The 15,779-nt window shown below is 61.2% G+C and carries 14 protein-coding genes and 1 pseudogene; 6 read left to right on the top strand and 9 right to left on the bottom strand.

The window, feature by feature from the left end; translation table 11 throughout:
* Nucleotides 1-6: 6 nt before the first annotated feature.
* The 7 genes and pseudogenes from OKW28_RS17850 to OKW28_RS17820 form a co-directional block, all read right to left on the bottom strand.
* Nucleotides 7-222, bottom strand: a complete 216-nt coding sequence (locus OKW28_RS17850; RefSeq protein WP_429447677.1) for a hypothetical protein — start codon at nt 220-222, stop codon at nt 7-9.
* 5 nt (nt 223-227) lie between these two features.
* Nucleotides 228-1,314: pseudogene (locus OKW28_RS17845) on the bottom strand (DNA-binding protein).
* A complete protein-coding gene (locus OKW28_RS17840) occupies nt 1,292-1,807 on the bottom strand; it encodes a porin (protein WP_429447675.1) in 516 nt (171 codons plus the stop codon). The pseudogene OKW28_RS17845 and the gene OKW28_RS17840 overlap by 23 nt, the downstream one beginning before the upstream one ends.
* 834 nt (nt 1,808-2,641) lie before the next feature.
* On the bottom strand, nt 2,642-3,352 hold the full coding sequence (locus OKW28_RS17835) for a TetR/AcrR family transcriptional regulator (RefSeq protein WP_187637104.1): 711 nt from the start codon (nt 3,350-3,352) through the stop codon (nt 2,642-2,644).
* Nucleotides 3,353-3,907: 555 nt separating this feature from the next.
* The gene (locus OKW28_RS17830) at nt 3,908-4,873 is read right to left on the bottom strand and encodes an NAD-dependent epimerase/dehydratase family protein (protein WP_429447673.1); all 966 of its coding nucleotides are present in this window, start codon (nt 4,871-4,873) and stop codon (nt 3,908-3,910) included.
* Nucleotides 4,874-4,897: 24 nt separating this feature from the next.
* On the bottom strand, nt 4,898-6,514 hold the full coding sequence (locus OKW28_RS17825) for a flavin-containing monooxygenase (protein ID WP_429447671.1): 1,617 nt from the start codon (nt 6,512-6,514) through the stop codon (nt 4,898-4,900).
* A gap of 566 nt (nt 6,515-7,080) precedes the next feature.
* Nucleotides 7,081-8,616 (bottom strand): class I adenylate-forming enzyme family protein, encoded by a 1,536-nt coding sequence (locus OKW28_RS17820; RefSeq protein ID WP_429447669.1) that lies wholly within the window; start codon nt 8,614-8,616, stop codon nt 7,081-7,083.
* A gap of 270 nt (nt 8,617-8,886) precedes the next feature.
* Between OKW28_RS17820 and OKW28_RS17815 the strand changes: the two genes are divergently transcribed.
* On the top strand, nt 8,887-9,564 hold the full coding sequence (locus OKW28_RS17815; RefSeq protein WP_429447667.1) for a nitroreductase: 678 nt from the start codon (nt 8,887-8,889) through the stop codon (nt 9,562-9,564).
* Nucleotides 9,565-10,114: 550 nt separating this feature from the next.
* On the opposite strand, the gene OKW28_RS17810 is transcribed toward OKW28_RS17815, so the two are convergent.
* Complete coding sequence (locus tag OKW28_RS17810; protein ID WP_429447665.1) at nt 10,115-10,876, bottom strand: SDR family NAD(P)-dependent oxidoreductase; 762 nt, start codon at nt 10,874-10,876, stop codon at nt 10,115-10,117.
* Between the two features lie 81 nt (nt 10,877-10,957).
* On the bottom strand, nt 10,958-12,076 hold the full coding sequence (locus tag OKW28_RS17805) for an NADH:flavin oxidoreductase (protein WP_429447664.1): 1,119 nt from the start codon (nt 12,074-12,076) through the stop codon (nt 10,958-10,960).
* Between the two features lie 100 nt (nt 12,077-12,176).
* Here OKW28_RS17805 and OKW28_RS17800 point away from each other — a divergent pair, with 100 nt between their 5' ends.
* From OKW28_RS17800 to tnpB, 5 genes are all read left to right on the top strand, one after another.
* Nucleotides 12,177-12,587, top strand: coding sequence for a winged helix-turn-helix transcriptional regulator (locus tag OKW28_RS17800; protein WP_429447662.1), 411 nt, complete (start codon nt 12,177-12,179; stop codon nt 12,585-12,587).
* A gap of 183 nt (nt 12,588-12,770) precedes the next feature.
* Nucleotides 12,771-14,198, top strand: coding sequence for an aldehyde dehydrogenase family protein (locus OKW28_RS17795; protein ID WP_429447660.1), 1,428 nt, complete (start codon nt 12,771-12,773; stop codon nt 14,196-14,198).
* Between the two features lie 224 nt (nt 14,199-14,422).
* Entirely contained in the window at nt 14,423-14,851 is a 429-nt protein-coding gene (locus OKW28_RS17790) for an NADPH-dependent F420 reductase (protein ID WP_429447659.1), read from the top strand.
* 28 nt (nt 14,852-14,879) lie between these two features.
* A complete protein-coding gene (locus OKW28_RS17785) occupies nt 14,880-15,443 on the top strand; it encodes a transposase (protein WP_429442848.1) in 564 nt (187 codons plus the stop codon).
* The gene (gene tnpB / locus OKW28_RS17780; protein WP_090812713.1) at nt 15,419-15,775 is read left to right on the top strand and encodes an IS66 family insertion sequence element accessory protein TnpB; all 357 of its coding nucleotides are present in this window, start codon (nt 15,419-15,421) and stop codon (nt 15,773-15,775) included. Before OKW28_RS17785 ends, tnpB begins: the two co-directional genes overlap by 25 nt.
* Nucleotides 15,776-15,779 lie beyond the last annotated feature (4 nt).

Genomic DNA, 15,779 nt, shown 5'->3' with positions numbered 1-15,779 from the left:
TCGCGCTCAGAAAAGTTGATCGTGAAGAGCGGTCAGACTAGCCCATTTCACGGTGCTGCGGAAGGCGCGGCCGTCCTCGTTGACCGACCCGATGATCACCCGCTGGCCGCTCGCTTCGGCGATGACGCGCACCGTCCGCTCGCCATAACGCATCAGCGCGCCGATCGGGGGACAGGCCGGGGCTTTGTGCCCTTTCCGCGGGCGGCTTTTCCTGTCTTCCATCGTGCCTACCCCCGCTTGCGACGCACCACGGGCTTGCTGGCCGTCGCCGGTGACGCCGGTGTTGCCGACGGCTTGCGCGACGGGCCCGGCGTGGCCGACGGCCGCAAGGGGCGCGTCAGTGCAGGGCGTGCCGCGGTCGGGCGGGCAGGCGCGGCCTTCGCGCGGGCTGGCCTGGCCGGGCGGGCATCAGTCTGACGCGCTGCTGCGAGCTGATGCTGCAGTGTCACGTTCGCGGCCTCGACGGCATCGAGCCGCCCCTGCAGGACGCCCGCCTGGTGACGCACGTTCCCGAGCTGCGCCTGCAGCGCCTCGACCACGCTGCGGTGATCCGCCTCGCGTCGGTCGGCGCGCTTCGTCGCCTCATCGAGCTCCTTCTGCAGCTTCGCGGCCGCACCCCGCTCGCGGTCGATCTCCAGCGGCGCCCGCTTTTCCGACGCTCGCAGGCGCTCTTCGGCGCGCTCCGCGCTCTCGCGCAGCTTCTCGAGATCCCGCGAGAAGCCTTCGCGCACCTCGTCCAGTTCACGGTCGCGCGCGAGCGCCTCGGCCTTGAGCCGGACGACCTCGGCCTCGCACGCCTGCCGCGCCGCGTGGCCCTCGGCCTGCGCCTTTTCCAGTTCGCGCCCCTCGACCTGCGCGGCAAGGAGCGCCGCCGTGCGCTGTTCGAGCGCAGTCTCGACGCGACCCAGTTCGTCGCGGGCAGCCACGACCGACCGTTGCGCCTCAACGCGTTGCGCCTCGACCTCGTCGCGCAGCGCGTCGAGCGCGGCTTCGGCAGCGGCGGTTGCGCGGGTCCAGAGCGCCGCGACCAGTTCGCCGGCAGCCGGCCCCAGGTCGGCGGGCAGGTCGGGGTGGTCGATGCGCACCCGGCTCTTTTCGCAGTTCGGCCCAGAATTCACCGAGCACCTGGGTCGGCGTGCTCATGCTGCCCCGCCTCACCAGCTGGTAAAGCCGGTTCGCGGTCGGCGTGATCCCGAAGCGGAAGAACAGTAGCGCGCAGACCTCGCGGTACAGCTCGCGGGTCTTCGGGAATTCGCCTTTCAGGCGGTCGATTTCAGCGGCGAGACGGGTTTCATTGGGCAGAACGTCGGACATGGCCGCGGCTCATCAGGAATTGCACAAATATTACTGCGTTGTTGACGCGGAACGTGTTGAACACGTTGTCGTTGTCGCCGATATGCGTGCCGTAGGCGGCGAACTGGCACGCCGACTCATAGGCACAGAGCGTTGCGGCGCCGAGGTCGTATTGCCGCCCGACGGTGATCGTGCCGATACGATCGGACGACAAGCCGACGAACGCCTGCCGGCCGAACATGCGCCCGCCCTGCGAAAGCGATCCATTGGTGATGCTGAAGCCGCTCTCCAGCGTGAAGATGGCATGCAGCCCACCGCCGAGGTCCTCGGTTCCCTTCAGTCCGAAGCGTGGCGGCTGCATCGGGCCGTTCGCCACGAACCATGAAGAGCCACCTTTCTGATTATTCGCATAGGCGATAGCCGTCGAGATCAAGCCGTAGAGGGTCACGCTGCTCTGGGCACTCGCCAGTCCGGCGAAGCTCAGCAGGTACGACGCAACAAGAAGATTAGCCAAGAAGATTAGCCAATTTAGATTTCACGTGTCTGTCTCCGTTTCAATTTATTTAGTATTACTAACCACTGTCTTTATGCCGACGCATTCCCATTCCGCCTCGTTCTGAATGAGCCGATGACGCCCCCTGCGGTCTATGGCCATCCGGCGCGACATCTATCGTTCAGTGCGGTTCGCGCGTGCCGGCTTCCGCGCAATTCGTCATTGCCTCAATTGTTTGGCGTGGGCGTTACCGCCCCCCCCCTTGCGGCGCACCCCTAGCCCTCCTTGGCAAGAACGCCATGCATTCTTCGGCAAGCCGCTAAGGGTCAAGAGCGAGACCCTACTGTGTCATCTCAGTGGCCGTTTGGAAGTTCGGCCCTTTGGTAGCTATTAGAGCCTATCAGTGGCCATAAGTAAATTGGAGTTCACTTTTGGTTTACCCGAACTGTGCTTCCAGTAACGACCTGCGAGTTTGTGCTGCGCAGACGCGAAGAATCGGGGGTGAACCGTTAGACACCGCAGCCCGTCCCAATACACGAAGCGCAACGATAGGGGTCAGTCGAGGTTGAGTTGAGCCACGAAAGACGGACTCTGCTCTTGGATGAGGGGAATGTCGGCACGGGCAAGCATCGAAAGCCTCATGCGACGGATCTCCACGCGGAGATGTGGAGTTCGCGAAGACTGGGCGCACGCCCGGACATTTGGTGCGCGAGTTCTCGAGCCGACGGCACAGAGGATCACCAACTGGGTGGCGCAGCCGGACCCCGAAACATCCATGCGCTGAACGCGACTTCGCGCGTCGCCCCTGGCCCCCATGCTTCTCGAGGCCTCAACCACTGCACAAGATTCGCCGGCTCAGCTGCGCTCCGATTTTGCACGACGCCGTACCGGATCGCGGCCGGGTTCCTTGTCTGCGGGAGACGCGGCTGTTGTCTCAGCGGGGCCTCCTCTCACACCGTTCAGGACCAGTCGAGTCAGTACCTCAATAGCGGCCCCGTCATCGATCAGCCGATCTGGAAAGTCACCGGCGCGCGCAGTCCAGTTGTAGCCGGTGTATTCGAGCATCGAACACAGTGCCGAAGCAATCAGTTCGCTATCGAGCCCGGGGCAATAGCCTTCCTTTTGGAGGAGCTTGATCACGCTTGACATGCCTCGTATGCCCTGTTGCCTCACACCATGCCATGCACGAGCGAACTCACGATCCGCCATCGACATCTGAAATGCTGCAGTTGCCACAGGCCAATCATCGCGATAGATCTTCCAGAACGCTCCTAACCGCTCTTTCAGGTGTTCGAGCGGGTCCCCACGCGTGTTCAAGGGGCGGTTTACTTCCGCCTTGAGGCGCGTGCGAAATTCGTCAAGCAGCTCGTGTAGCAGTGCTTCCTTGCTTGGATAGTATTTGTAGAATGCACCCGGCGAGCGGTTGGCGCTCGCCATGATGTCGGCAATTTTCGCATTCGAAAACCCATCTGCTGCCAATGCGCGCTTCGCCGCAAGCTTGATCGCTTCTCGCGTCGTATTGCCTTTCGGTGTGCGCCGGGTCGCCGGCTCGATGAGTTCGTCCATAACGAGAACAATCGTCCATTAGTCTGGCCGGCACTTGGCCGGAACATTCATCAATTGCGGCTTCCCGCTGCTCAACGGCTTTTCGACATCACTCAGTCTCAAGGAATCCAGTTCACGCCTGGCCGCCCGCCCCCTCCAGATTCAACCCCCGAGTGGGTGTCAAAACACCGCCTGAGCCGCATGGACCGGAATTTCCGCTGAGGTCCGCGGGAAGCGTAATTGTAATTCAGATTCACTTTTTCCGGCATCGAAATCCTACAGGCCCTTTCGGCCATGCCGAGAGCGTCTAGCCACCACTGGCGGGGCAACGGGGGGATGAGCACCGCAGAATTTATTGTTCACTTTTGCAGGTGGGGTGCTTGGAGTCGTTAGGTCGGGAAAGCCCGATGCGCAGGCCATCGAAAGTGGCGGCGTCCAGAAATTCGGCCGCCCGCGCGAGCGCGAGGTCGTCATGCGCGGGGCCGACTTCCCGGCGGCCGCAACGCCCATGACCGCCACCGCGTGGGCCGGCGGCCCACTGACCTCATCGCCTTGCGCTGCCCTCGAGCACCAAAATCAGACGTCGTGGGATTGCAGCCATTGCACGTAATCAGCAACCCCGGTCGCAACCGACCATCGTGGTTCATAGCCGAGCGCACGCACGCGCGTTATGTCCAAATAGCGTTGGTCGCTCGAAGGCCCATGAGGGTGCAGCGGCAACGGTGGTATCGCGCCTGGGAACAGCGCGTTGACTGCGTCAGCGAATTCATCCAGCCGCGTGGTTTTGCCACTGCCCACGTTGTAGACCTTGTGCTCCGGGGCAATCGCCTGGTGGACCAGCGCCATGCCGTATGCGTGGTCCTTGACATAGTTGAAGTCCCAAGCCATGTCCGCGCATGGCAAGCGCCCTTTGTCTGAGGTCAGATCCATGGCGACGCCGCGCACGGCGGCATGAACCATCCGCGCGACGACATTGATCATCTTGTTGTAGAGCGGCCCGTATGTGCCGTCGATTCTCACGATTCGGATGTCGAGTTCCGTCTGGCGCTGAAAGATGGCGGCGATCGCCTCGAGCAACTTCTTGGGGCCGGCCTGAATGTAGTGATGGTCCTTCTGCTCAGTGATGGCGATCGGGCCTGCCTCGCTATACGGATAGTATTTTGAGTCCAGGCCCCAGTAGATGTCGCTGGAACTGGTGATCGTAAGTTGTCCGACATTCATGATTCGACAGGCCTCGATCACATTGAGCGCACAAGCCGTTCGTAAATGCACTTCACGCGCCGGCGACATCGATTTTGGGGCATACCCCGACGCATCGAATACCTTATCCGGCTTGATACGGGCAATCGCATCGAAGACGTCATAGCTGACCGTCAAATCAATTCGTTCCTGCTGCGGGGCCTCCCCGAAAAACTCCTTTAGTTCCGCAGGCGAGCGTTCAGCTCTGGCACCTGCGATCACAATTTCCTCACCCCTCGCGGCAAGCTCGCGCGCGACATGCATCCCTATAAAGCCAGTTCCGCCCAAAACAAGCGTTTTCATTCAGGACTTCCTTTTATCCGTTTTTCAGGAGAGCACGAACCCGCGATATCCGGCATCGGCCACCTCGTTCAAAATCTTGCGGTAAGCCGGCACCCCGCCCACATAGGGCATGAAGATTCGAGGCTTGCCCGGGATATTGGCGCCGACGTACCACGAATTGCCGCGTGGGTAGAGGGTGCGATCGGCCACCTCGTTGACGTGGTGAACCCACTCGTCCTCCGCCTGGAGCTCGCAGGCGACGTAGGCCCTATTGGTTTCACGGGCGTGCTGAATCAACCGAGTGACCCAATCGACGTGCTCTTCGATGGAATGCACGACGTTGCTGAGCACCGATGGGCTACCGGGCCCCGCGATGATGAACATGTTCGGAAAGCCCGAGGACGATACGCCCAGGTAAGTACGCGGACCGTGCTGCCACCTTTCCCGAAGCGTCACGCCTCCGACCCCGCGGATGTCGATGGCACGCAGAGCACCCGTCATGGCGTCGAAACCGGTCGCGAACACGAGGACGTCCAGCTCATACTCCTGCGCGCTCGTACGCAGCCCGCGCGGGGTCACTTCCTCGATCGGCGCAGTCTTCACGTCGACCAGCGTAACGTTGGGCCGGTTGAATGTTTCGTAGTAGCCGGAGTCCACACAGAGGCGCTTCGTGCCGAACCGCAGCTCCTTCTTGGGGCAAAGCAGCTCGGCCACTTTCGGGTCGCGCACGATCGTGTGGATCTTGGAGCGCACGAAGTCGGAGACATACTCGTTGGCTTTTTCATTGACCAGCAAGTCATTGAATGCTCGGAGCATCCGAAATCCTCCACCGGCACCGCGCCAGCGGAACTCAAACTCGCGCAGCCGCTCCTCGTCAGAAACCTCAAGGGCCGATTTGTCGACTGCCTCCAGATACAGGCCGTTGTTGGCTTCTCGCGCGCGGGCCCGCCGCTCACGGTAGTTGGCCTTGGCATGGCGGACGGCCTCGTCGTCGAGCGGCTCGTTCTGGGCCGGCACGCTGAAGTTGGCGGTGCGCTGGAAGACTGTCAAATGGTCGGCCTGCTCCGCGATCAACGGAATCATCTGCACACCGCTAGAACCCGTGCCTATCACCCCTACCCGCTTGCCAGCGAAATCCACGCCCTCTTTCGGCCAATCGGCGCTGTGATACCAGGTGCCGGCGAAGCTGTCTAGGCCCTTGAAATTCGGGGCTTGCGCGATCGAAAGGCATCCAGTGGCCATAACACAGAACTGCGCGTCGAATGACTCGCCCGAGTCTGTCTCCAGGGTCCATCGCTTTCGCTGTTCGTCAAATATCGCCTGCGTCACACGCGTGCGAAACTGGATGTCCCGCCGCAGGTCGAATCGGTCGGCGACATGGTGGATGTAACGCAAAATTTCCGGCTGTGTCGCATAGCGCTCGCTCCAGGTCCATTCCTGTTCGAGTACCTCGTCGAAGGAAAATGAGTAGTCGAGGCTTTCTACGTCGCACCGCGCGCCGGGGTAGCGGTTCCAGTACCAGGTGCCGCCGACGCCCTCGCCGGCCTCGATCACGCGGGCAGTCAGGCCCGCCTTGCGGGCACGGTGCAACTGGTAGAGGCCGGCGAAGCCGGCCCCGACGATGACGACATCAAGCGACTTTTGTTGATTTGATGCATTCATTCCAGGGTCTTCCGATTCAGGTGGACAAAGCAGTAGCGCGCTGCGATTGCACCACAGGAGCATTGGGCGTTCGATGCAGCCCGCCTGCGCGACCATATCTTCGAGCAGCCCTCCCACGCGGTGCCTAAACATCTGTCCTGAAATCCTCCGATTTCCGTGCACGGTGACGGGTCCAGCGCGGCCCATGAAACGTATTACAATCCATCTGGCACAAAAAGTAAATTATGATTCATTTATCGGAAACCCTTATCTGGAGTGATATCTAGCTTCGTCGAACTGGCGTTTTATTAGCTGACCCACGACTCCACTTCACCGCGAGAGAGTCGCCGCTACGCAGGCAGTCCAAAGCGAGGGGCGATCAAACAGCGCGCCATGCGGCGACGTCGATGGCTTTGCCGCCGTGAAGGCCGCGGACGTCATGGCGCAGGCGGATTCGCCCTCCCCGGTGGTCCTGCTATTTCAGGATGAAGGAGTCGATCAGCAACGCGTCATACGCCGTAGCCAACTGAGGCCTGAGGGCGAAGTAACTTCGGTGGGAGAGACTCGGTCCGATCGTGGTTTTCTGGTTAACCGGCTCTGTTTTTTTCCGCGGCAAGCCACTCTTCCCGCAGTTGGTTCTTTTGAACTTTGCCGATACTTGAAAGTGGTAACGGCTCGCTGCGGATGTCGTAGCTGCGTGGGACCTTGTAGCCGGCAATCTGCGCCCGGCAATGTGCGTCCAGTTCTGAGATGCTCAAACTCGCGCCAGGTTTCGGAACAACCGCGGCATGCACCCGATCTCCCCAGCGCTCATCGGGCAGACCCAAGACTGCGCAGGCGTCTACCGAAGGGTGCGAAGCCAACGCGTTCTCGACTTCGGCGCAATAGATGTTCTCGCCACCACTGATGATCATGTCCTTTATCCGATCGACGATGTACAGAAAACCGTCCTCGTCTAGATAGCCCGCATCACCGGAATAGAGCCAACCGTCAACGAGCGTCTGGGCGGTCTTCTCGGGCGCCTTCCAATAACCGCGCATGATAGCCGGGCCGCGCAGTAGGATCTCCGCCGCTTCACCCGGTTTGCATGGGCGAGATTGATCGCTCCCAATACGGATCTCAAAGCCGGGCAACGCCTGCCCTGCCGATTTCAGCTTTCCCGCCTTGGGGCCGCTCAAGACATGCCGGTCGGGGGGCAAGCTACAAATGCCTCCGCATGCCTCGGTCATTCCATAGAACTGGTTGATCCGCGCATTGGGAAAGGCCTGCAGCATTCGAGCAAGCAACGCCTGCGATATCGGAGCAGCACCGTACTGGATCGAGCGAATTCGCGATAGAAGCTCGTCATCGCGCTCGGGCCCGTCCAGGACCATCGCAACCATCGTTGGGACGAGCTGAACGTGCGTGACACCATCGTCGCGCAGGCGCCGATAGAAAACCTCCGGGTTGAATTGCGCTATGAAGCTGTGCGTGCCGCCGCCAAGCGTCACAGCCAGCCCATTTGCAAGGTCTCCCAAATGGAACATCGGCGTCGAATGGAGATAGACCGTGTCCTGGTTGTACTCGAGTTCGCGATGCAGGCTCATCGCGGCGAAGCTGAAGTTCAGGTGCGTCAACTCCACTCCCTTGGGCAGTCCGGTCGTCCCCCCTGTGTAGCAGATCCCGGCTAGCGAATTGAGGTCACCGCAAGCATCCTCAACACGCGGGTGCTCGATCATCGCCGCATACCGCGCGTCGTCGAAGCGGATGAATTCCTTTAGAGACGGCAGAACCTCAGCCATCCGCGCTCCGAACTCCTCGAACGACTCGTCACTGAACAGCAGCACGGAATCGGAGTGCTCCACGATGTGACGAAGCTCCTCGAAGGCCAAACGCGTGTTGAGGGGAACAATCACTCCGCCCGCCCACCAGATCGCCATCAGGAGTTCAAAATAGCGAGGCGAATTCCTCGCCAGCGTGGCTACCCGGTCACCACGCTCGAGCCCCGCAGATTGCAGGGCGCCAGCCAGCGCTGAGACTCGTCCCAACAGCTCGGGCCAGGTGCGCCGTTCGTCACCACTGGAAATGGCCAGCCCTTTTGGACAAATGCTCGCCGCTCTGCGCAGCGCTGCCGTCGACATCATAAATGGCGCTCCATGGTCGTAAAAACTGAAGATTCAGTCGAACAGGCGAACCCGGGTTCATGGCCGAAGCCCCGCCGCACATCCGAAGCCGAAAAGGTGGTTTGCCGCAAGCTTGTCCGCTTCCACAGCGAATTGTCTCACCATCCATCCTTAAAAGTAAATTGTGAATTACCGTGGAAAACCCTATCACATTGACGCCGTTGCTCCGTTGCACTGGCCAAGATTTGCGTGTAAATTCTGATTTACTTTAAACAACCATTCTTCAGCGTCATGACCCGCCCGCCGAACACACTAAACGATTTGATTTCTCGTCGACACACCTGCAGAGCCTTTCTGCCTACTCCCGTCGCGCGCAGCACCATCGAGTCCATCCTGGAGGCCGCGCAGCGAACACCTTCGTGGGGCAACGTGCAGCCCTGGCAGGTGACCATCGTTTCGGGTGACGCCGCCGATGCAATCCGAGAGGCGTACACCCGCTTCGCTCAGAAAAACGAGCCGATTGCGCCCGACTTTGAATTTCCGCAGTCCTATGAAGGTATCTTGAAAGATCGCCGTCGGGAATGCGGCTGGCGGCTCTATGAAAGCGTGGGCGTCAAAAAGGGCGATCGTGAAGGCTCGGCGCGTCAAACGCTGGAGAACTTCCGTTTTTTTGGCGCTCCACACGTGGCGATCATCACGACCCACCGTTGTCTCGGCACATACGGTGCCGTCGACGCCGGCGCCTACCTGGCGAACTTCATCCTTGCGGCACAGGATCTTGGAGTAGCCTCTGCGCCGCAAGCAGCCTTGGCCTCGTATCCACAGTTCATACGTTCCCATCTGGGTATTTCCGACGATCGAAATGTGGTGGCGGGCATCTCTTTTGGGTACGAAGACACCGCTCACGCAGCGAACAATTTCAGGACGGGACGTGCTCCACTCGACGAAGTGGTGACCTGGATCGACTGACGCCGGAGAAAGCGGGAAGCTGCCCCTGCGCGCCGATATCGGCCGTTCCGAACAGCGACCGCATGAACACGAACTCCGATGCGTCGAGACGCTTTTGGGCATGAGGGGATTGACGTTCAGCACCGCTAGGGCGTCGATCAGCGCAAAGCGGCCCTGCGGCGCGATCCATTCCACGATGTCGGCGAGGTGCGCATAGGTGTTCGTCGTGCAGAACACGAGAGCCGGTGGCGCATTGAGCGACAGCGCCCCGACCTCTGGCCGGCGATGCCGAATGATCGACGACAAGATGTGCGCCGAGCGACCGAACCCACTCGATCGTCTCGGGCCGCGAGGCGGTGGCGATGACGGTGATATCGGTCAGGACGCGCAAGTTGGACGGCGATTGAGCCGACGCCACCTGCGCCGTCGACGATGAGGAGCGCCCGGACCGCACCGGGCACATTCCTATTCACGTCTAGCCGATCGAACAGTGCTCCCAAGTCAACTGGCCTCCCCGCTCTCCAAGCACGTTGTCTCGATCCATGATTCTGGATAACGGGCGGCACCGCGATCAGCGGGGGACTTGCCCGCCGTCGACGGTGAAGGTCTGCCCCGTGATGAACGACGCTTGGGATGAGTTCAGGAAAAGCACCATGCCAGACATTTCCTCAGGCTCCGCTGGGCGGGCGAGCGGGATGGTCTGCAACAATCTTTGACTGAACTCAGCGTCTTCCAACCAGCCTTGGGTCATGGCAGTGGCGACCAGGCCAGGAGCGATGGCATTCACGCGGATGCCCTGAGTGGCATAGTCGAGCGCGGCTGCCTTTGTAAGACCGATCACGCCATGCTTGGCGGCGACGTAGGAAGACGTGTTCCGGCCGGCGATCAGCCCGGCCACTGAGGCCGTGTTGACGATCGAGCCGCCCCCCGCCGTCAGCATGTGCGAGATCTGATACTTGAGGCAGAGAAACACGCCACGCAAGTCGATCGAGATGACTTTGTCGAAGTCCGCGACCGACATTTCGGCGAGGGGGGTGGCTGTCGGCAGGATGCCGGCGTTGTTGAACGCGCAGTCGAGGCGGCCGTAGGTATCGACCGTGGCCTTGACGAGGGCTTCGACCGAAGCAGGATCACTTACGTCGGTCCGCACGAACAAGGCCTCGCCCCCCGCCCGCTTGATCTGCGCGACGGTTTCGGTCGCGCCCTCGTTGACGTCTCCGATCACGACCTTCGCGCCTTGGCCGGCGAACGCTTTCGCGGTCGCTTGTCCGATCCCGGTAGCGCCGCCGGTGATCAGCACAACTTTATCCGTGTAGTCCAAAAGGTTGGGCATTTCCTTCATCCATAGGAAAGTATGAAGTCCGAATAACGAAGAGGACGGGTTTGAAGAATGTTCCCGTCCTCGAACTCACCATCAGACCAATTCGGCGAGCGCCGCTGCGTCGAACCCTTTCAGCGCGCCGTATTCGCCGTGTTCAACCTTTTTGACCCAGCTTGGGTCGTTGAGAATGGCCCTGCCAACGGCGATCAGATCGAACTCGTCGCGTTCCATTCGCTCGACGAGACGGTCCAGGCTCGCAGGGCTCGATCCCTCGCCGGCAAAAGAGGTGGCGAAATCCTTTTCAAGCCCGACCGATCCGACGCTGATCGTCGCGGCACCCGTCACCTTCTTGGCCCAGCCGGCAAAATTTAGCCCATTTTCGCCATCGATCTCAGGAAACTCGGGTTCCCAGAAGCGTCGCTGCGAGCAGTGCAGGAGATCGACGCCGGCTTCAACCAGCGGCAGTAGCCAGTCCTCCATGATCGCCGGGGTCTCGGCGACGCGCACGCTCAAATCCTGCTGCTTCCACTGACTGAACCGCATGATGATCGGGAAATCCGGACCGACGGCGTCTCGCACGGCAGCGACAATCTCACTTGCGAAGCGGGACCGCTCCTTGACCGTCGGCCCGCCATAGCGATCGGTCCGCTGGTTGGTGCCCGACCAAAAAAACTGGTCGATCAGATAGCCATGGGCGCCATGGATCTCTACCGCGTCGAAGCCGAGCGCTTTGGCGTCTCTTGCCGCCTTCGCGAAGGCGGCGACCGTATCCGCGATGTCCTCTTCGCTCATAGCCACACCGCGAGGGTCGCCGGGCGCGACTAGCCCGGATGGGCTTTCGACCGGCGCATCGGGCTCCCAGTTGTTGATGTAACGGGTGGAACCGGTGTGCCAGATCTGGGGCGCCATACGGCCGCCTGCGTCGTGGACAGCATCGATCACATCTTTCCAACCGGCTAGCGCGGCCTCGCCATAAAACAACGGAATGCCGCCGTCGTTGCGTGATGCAGGACGGTCAATGACCGTCCCTTCAGACAGAATAAGCCCCACGCGCCCTTCCGCCCGGCGCCGGTAATAGATGACGTTCGCGTCGCCAGGCACGCCCTCGGGGGCAAAGAGCCGCGTCATCGGGGCCATGACGATCCGGTTCTTCAGGTTGAGCGAGCGGATTGAGAAGGGACGAAACAGGGTGCTGGTATCGGGGTGAGACATTGAACAGGCTCCGTTGCAAACAAAGCCCTCATGGTATATGTTTGATACCTGCCGTCAATTAGGCACCTGAAGTCGCCTAGGTGTATCAAAGGAAACCACCATGCCCGTTCTCGAACTGAAATGCTTTTCGTCTGACTGTCCCAGCCGCGCACTCTTCGACCAGATTGCGGACAAGTGGTCGATGATGGTGCTGGCCGTGCTGGACGACGGGCCGCAGCGTTTCAACGCCATCCGGCGGCGCCTCGAAGGCGTCACGCAGAAGGCGCTCACTCAGAGTCTTCGCCGGCTCGAGCGCAACGGCCTGATCTCGAGGACAGTCGTTTCGCTGTCTCCGGTGGCGGTGCAGTATCAGATCACGCCACTTGGGCGCACATTGCAGCCGCCATTGCGCGCACTGCATGAGTGGACGCTCGTCAAGTTTTCCGAGGTCGAGGCCGCACGTCAGGCGTTCGACGCGGCGGCGGGTGGAAGCGCGTTGGCGGAAGGATTAGAACATCGGCAGTTTGCTTGACGGGCGCCTGCAGGCTCTTGTCGACCAGGACCTGCGAGGGCGACCGGGGACACTACCGCCGAACGGGTTGGCCCACGGCACCCGGTATCCTCAAGCCTACCAGAGCTACTCCAGGTGCCTAATTGACGTCCAAGTCTACGGCATATACCTTGGCCTCCTTTGACGACGATGGAGAGCCCAGATATGCGCAACAATCTTCAGTTCTATATCAACGGATCGTGGGTTGAGCCTGCCGGCGACACCGTGATTGATGTCATCAACCCGGCGGATGAATCTGTCTCCGGCAGAGTCGCGATCGGTGACGCCCGCGACGTCGACCGAGCGGTGGCCGCAGCTCGAGTTGCGTTCGAGACCTTCTCGCTGACTTCGGTCGAGGACCGTCTTGCGCTCTTCGACCGTATCATCGCCGCCTACCAACGGCGTGCCGGAGACCTGGCCCACGCGGTTTCGGAGGAGATGGGCGCGCCGCTTTGGCTGGCCGAGCAGTATCAGGTGCCTGTCGGCCTCGGCCACCTTCAGATCGGTCGGACTGCGCTCGCGGGCTATAGCTTCGAGGACCCCCACGGCACTGCACACATCGTGCGTGAGCCGATCGGAGTCTGTGCGCTGATCACCCCTTGGAACTGGCCGCTCAACCAGATCGCCTGCAAGGTCGCCGCGGCGCTGGCGACCGGTTGCACGATGGTCGTGAAGCCGTCGGAAATCTCCCCCTATTCGGCGACGATCTTCGCCGAGATCATGCACGAGGCTCAGACGCCTGCGGGCGTGTTCAACCTGGTGCAAGGCGATGGAGCAGGCGTGGGTAATGCCCTGAGCGCGCATCCCGATGTCGATCTCGTCTCGTTCACCGGATCCACGCCGGCCGGCATCCAGGTGGCGCGCAATGCAGCCCAGACGGTGAAGCGCGTGCATCAGGAACTGGGCGGCAAGTCGCCCAACATCCTCCTGCCCAGCGCCGATCTGGCATCTGCTGTGGCGGCGGGCGTCGCGGGCGTCATGATCAATAGCGGTCAATCCTGCGGTGCGCCCACGCGGATGTTGGTTCCCGCCGAGCGGATGACGGAGGCCTCCGAGCTGGCCAGGGCCGCAGCCGAGCAGTGGACCGTGGGGCATCCGGCTAGCAATGCGAAGATTGGACCGGTCGTATCTGAGGCGCAGTGGAACAAGATCCAGCGCCTGATCCAGTCCGGCATCGATGAAGGCGCGACGCTCGTCACCGGCGGTCTTGGCCGACCCGAGGGACTGGAAACGGGCTTCTATGTTCGCCCGACCGTCTTCGCCAATGTGAAGAACGATATGGCGATCGCACAGCAGGAGATCTTCGGTCCGGTTCTCGCAATCATCGGTTATGCCGATGAAGCCGACGCCATCGCCATCGCCAACGATACGGTGTTTGGGCTGGCGGCTTACGTCCAGGGCGAGCCGGTCCAGGCCGAACGGATTGCGCGCAGGCTGCGCGCCGGCCAGGTCACGCTGAACTATGCCGACATGGACTTTGCGGCGCCGTTTGGCGGGTACAAGCAATCGGGCAACGGACGCGAATGGGGCGAGGTTGCCTTCGGCGAATACCTGGAGACCAAGGCGATCATCGGCTCGCGCCGGACTGTCTGACGTAACAAGCCGCCGATCCGGAGGCTGACGTCCGCTCAACTTCGAAGGGGATCGGCGCTCTGGTCGGCGGGCTTCTCGACACAAGACCTACTACGTCCAGTGTCGAGAAGCGAATGCGAAGCCTATCAGCCAGCCGCGACCGGACACAGCCTCACCCCGCCTGCGATCAACTTCACCCTCGTTGGCTTGCAGCCGACACTCGCCACACTTAGGAAGAGACGAACATGAAAATAGGCATCATCGGCGCAGGCAACATCGGCGCAACGCTCGCACAAAAATTTTCCGCGAACGGGCACAGCATCAAGCTGGCCTCAACCCGCATGCCCGACGAACTACGCCAGTTGGCCCAAAAGGTGGGCGCGGAATCGGTCACCCCGGCCGAAGCGGTCAAGGACGTCGACGTCGTAGTCCTTTCCATTCCTTTCAAAAACAACCCGGAGCTCGCCGGCCTGTTCACCGATGTGCCGGCGGACCTCGTCGTCATAGACACCTCGAATTACTATCCCGTGCGAGATGGCAATATCGCCGAAGTCGACGACGGCAAGCCCGAGAGCGTCTGGTCTAGCGCTCAGTTCGGCCGCCCGGTCGTGAAAACGTTTGTAAGCGATCCATTTTCGGCGTCTAGCCGCTGGGGACAGGAGCGAGGAGCATAGGTGTCCACCTATCCGGAGGTGGACACCTATGGCTGACAAAGATCCAGAGTTAAGAGTAGTTCGACGCAGCAGCGACGGTCGCCGTCGTTACGACGATAAAGGCAAGCGTGCGCTCGTTGAGGAAGCGCTGCGTTCTGGCGTGTCGGTTGCCCGCCTGGCGCAGGAGCACGGGATCAACGCCAACCTGCTACGCAAGTGGATCACGAAGTACCTTCTGGAGCGCGAGAAAGGCATCTCGCCGGCATCGCAGGATGATGCTACCGGCGAACAGGAACGTCCGCATGCCCCGGAGGAAATCGTACTGGAGGGCGCGCTCGCGGTGATTGATGGCGCGCCCATTGACATCCCGGGTTCGCGCAAACGCTCCCCACCTGTCGCCTCGCCCACGGCATTCGTGCCTGTCGTTGCAGCACCACCAGCACTGCCAACCGCACCGCCGTCACCATCGCCATCGCCATCGCTGACGCTCGCACTGCATGTGCGACTGTCCAACGGCGTCGAGTTTGATCTCGGCGAGGCGAGCATCGACGAACTGACCACCGTGGTCCAGATGCTGGGGAGGATGCCGTGTTCCGGTTCGACGAAGGCCTGAAGGTCTACCTGCATCGGGAACCCGTCGACTTCCGGTATGGCATGAACAGCCTGTCGATTCTCGTGGAGCAGGCCATGCATTTGAACCCGATGGATTCCTCGCTCTATGTGTTTACCAACCGGAGATGCGATCGCATCAAGATCCTGGGCTGGCAGGGCAACGGTTTCTGGCTCATGCTCAAGAGACTCGAGGCAAACGATCGCTTCGTGTGGCCTGACAGCGCGAACCGGGTCGCGACACTGAGCGTCGAGCAGTTGCACTGGCTTATCGAGGGCATCGACATTGCCGCAGTCCAGCGACATCCCAGTCGAAATTATGCACGCGTGAGCTGAACAC

Origin of the sequence: Paraburkholderia sp. 40, from assembly GCF_050434105.1 — a bacterium.
GTDB lineage: Bacteria > Pseudomonadota > Gammaproteobacteria > Burkholderiales > Burkholderiaceae > Paraburkholderia > Paraburkholderia tuberum.
Note: the sequence above shows the minus strand (reverse complement) of the source record. Positions and strands in the feature narration are given on the sequence as shown.

Coding starts and splice junctions, on each gene's coding strand:
- OKW28_RS17850 (WP_429447677.1), bottom strand. CDS start 222: ATGGAAGACAGGAAAAGCCGCCCGCGGAAAGGGCACAAAGCCCCGGCC.
- OKW28_RS17835 (WP_187637104.1), bottom strand. CDS start 3,352: ATGGACGAACTCATCGAGCCGGCGACCCGGCGCACACCGAAAGGCAAT.
- OKW28_RS17830 (WP_429447673.1), bottom strand. CDS start 4,873: ATGAAAACGCTTGTTTTGGGCGGAACTGGCTTTATAGGGATGCATGTC.
- OKW28_RS17825 (WP_429447671.1), bottom strand. CDS start 6,514: ATGAATGCATCAAATCAACAAAAGTCGCTTGATGTCGTCATCGTCGGG.
- OKW28_RS17820 (WP_429447669.1), bottom strand. CDS start 8,616: ATGATGTCGACGGCAGCGCTGCGCAGAGCGGCGAGCATTTGTCCAAAA.
- OKW28_RS17815 (WP_429447667.1), top strand. CDS start 8,887: ATGACCCGCCCGCCGAACACACTAAACGATTTGATTTCTCGTCGACAC.
- OKW28_RS17810 (WP_429447665.1), bottom strand. CDS start 10,876: ATGCCCAACCTTTTGGACTACACGGATAAAGTTGTGCTGATCACCGGC.
- OKW28_RS17805 (WP_429447664.1), bottom strand. CDS start 12,076: ATGTCTCACCCCGATACCAGCACCCTGTTTCGTCCCTTCTCAATCCGC.
- OKW28_RS17800 (WP_429447662.1), top strand. CDS start 12,177: ATGCCCGTTCTCGAACTGAAATGCTTTTCGTCTGACTGTCCCAGCCGC.
- OKW28_RS17795 (WP_429447660.1), top strand. CDS start 12,771: ATGCGCAACAATCTTCAGTTCTATATCAACGGATCGTGGGTTGAGCCT.
- OKW28_RS17790 (WP_429447659.1), top strand. CDS start 14,423: ATGAAAATAGGCATCATCGGCGCAGGCAACATCGGCGCAACGCTCGCA.
- OKW28_RS17785 (WP_429442848.1), top strand. CDS start 14,880: ATGGCTGACAAAGATCCAGAGTTAAGAGTAGTTCGACGCAGCAGCGAC.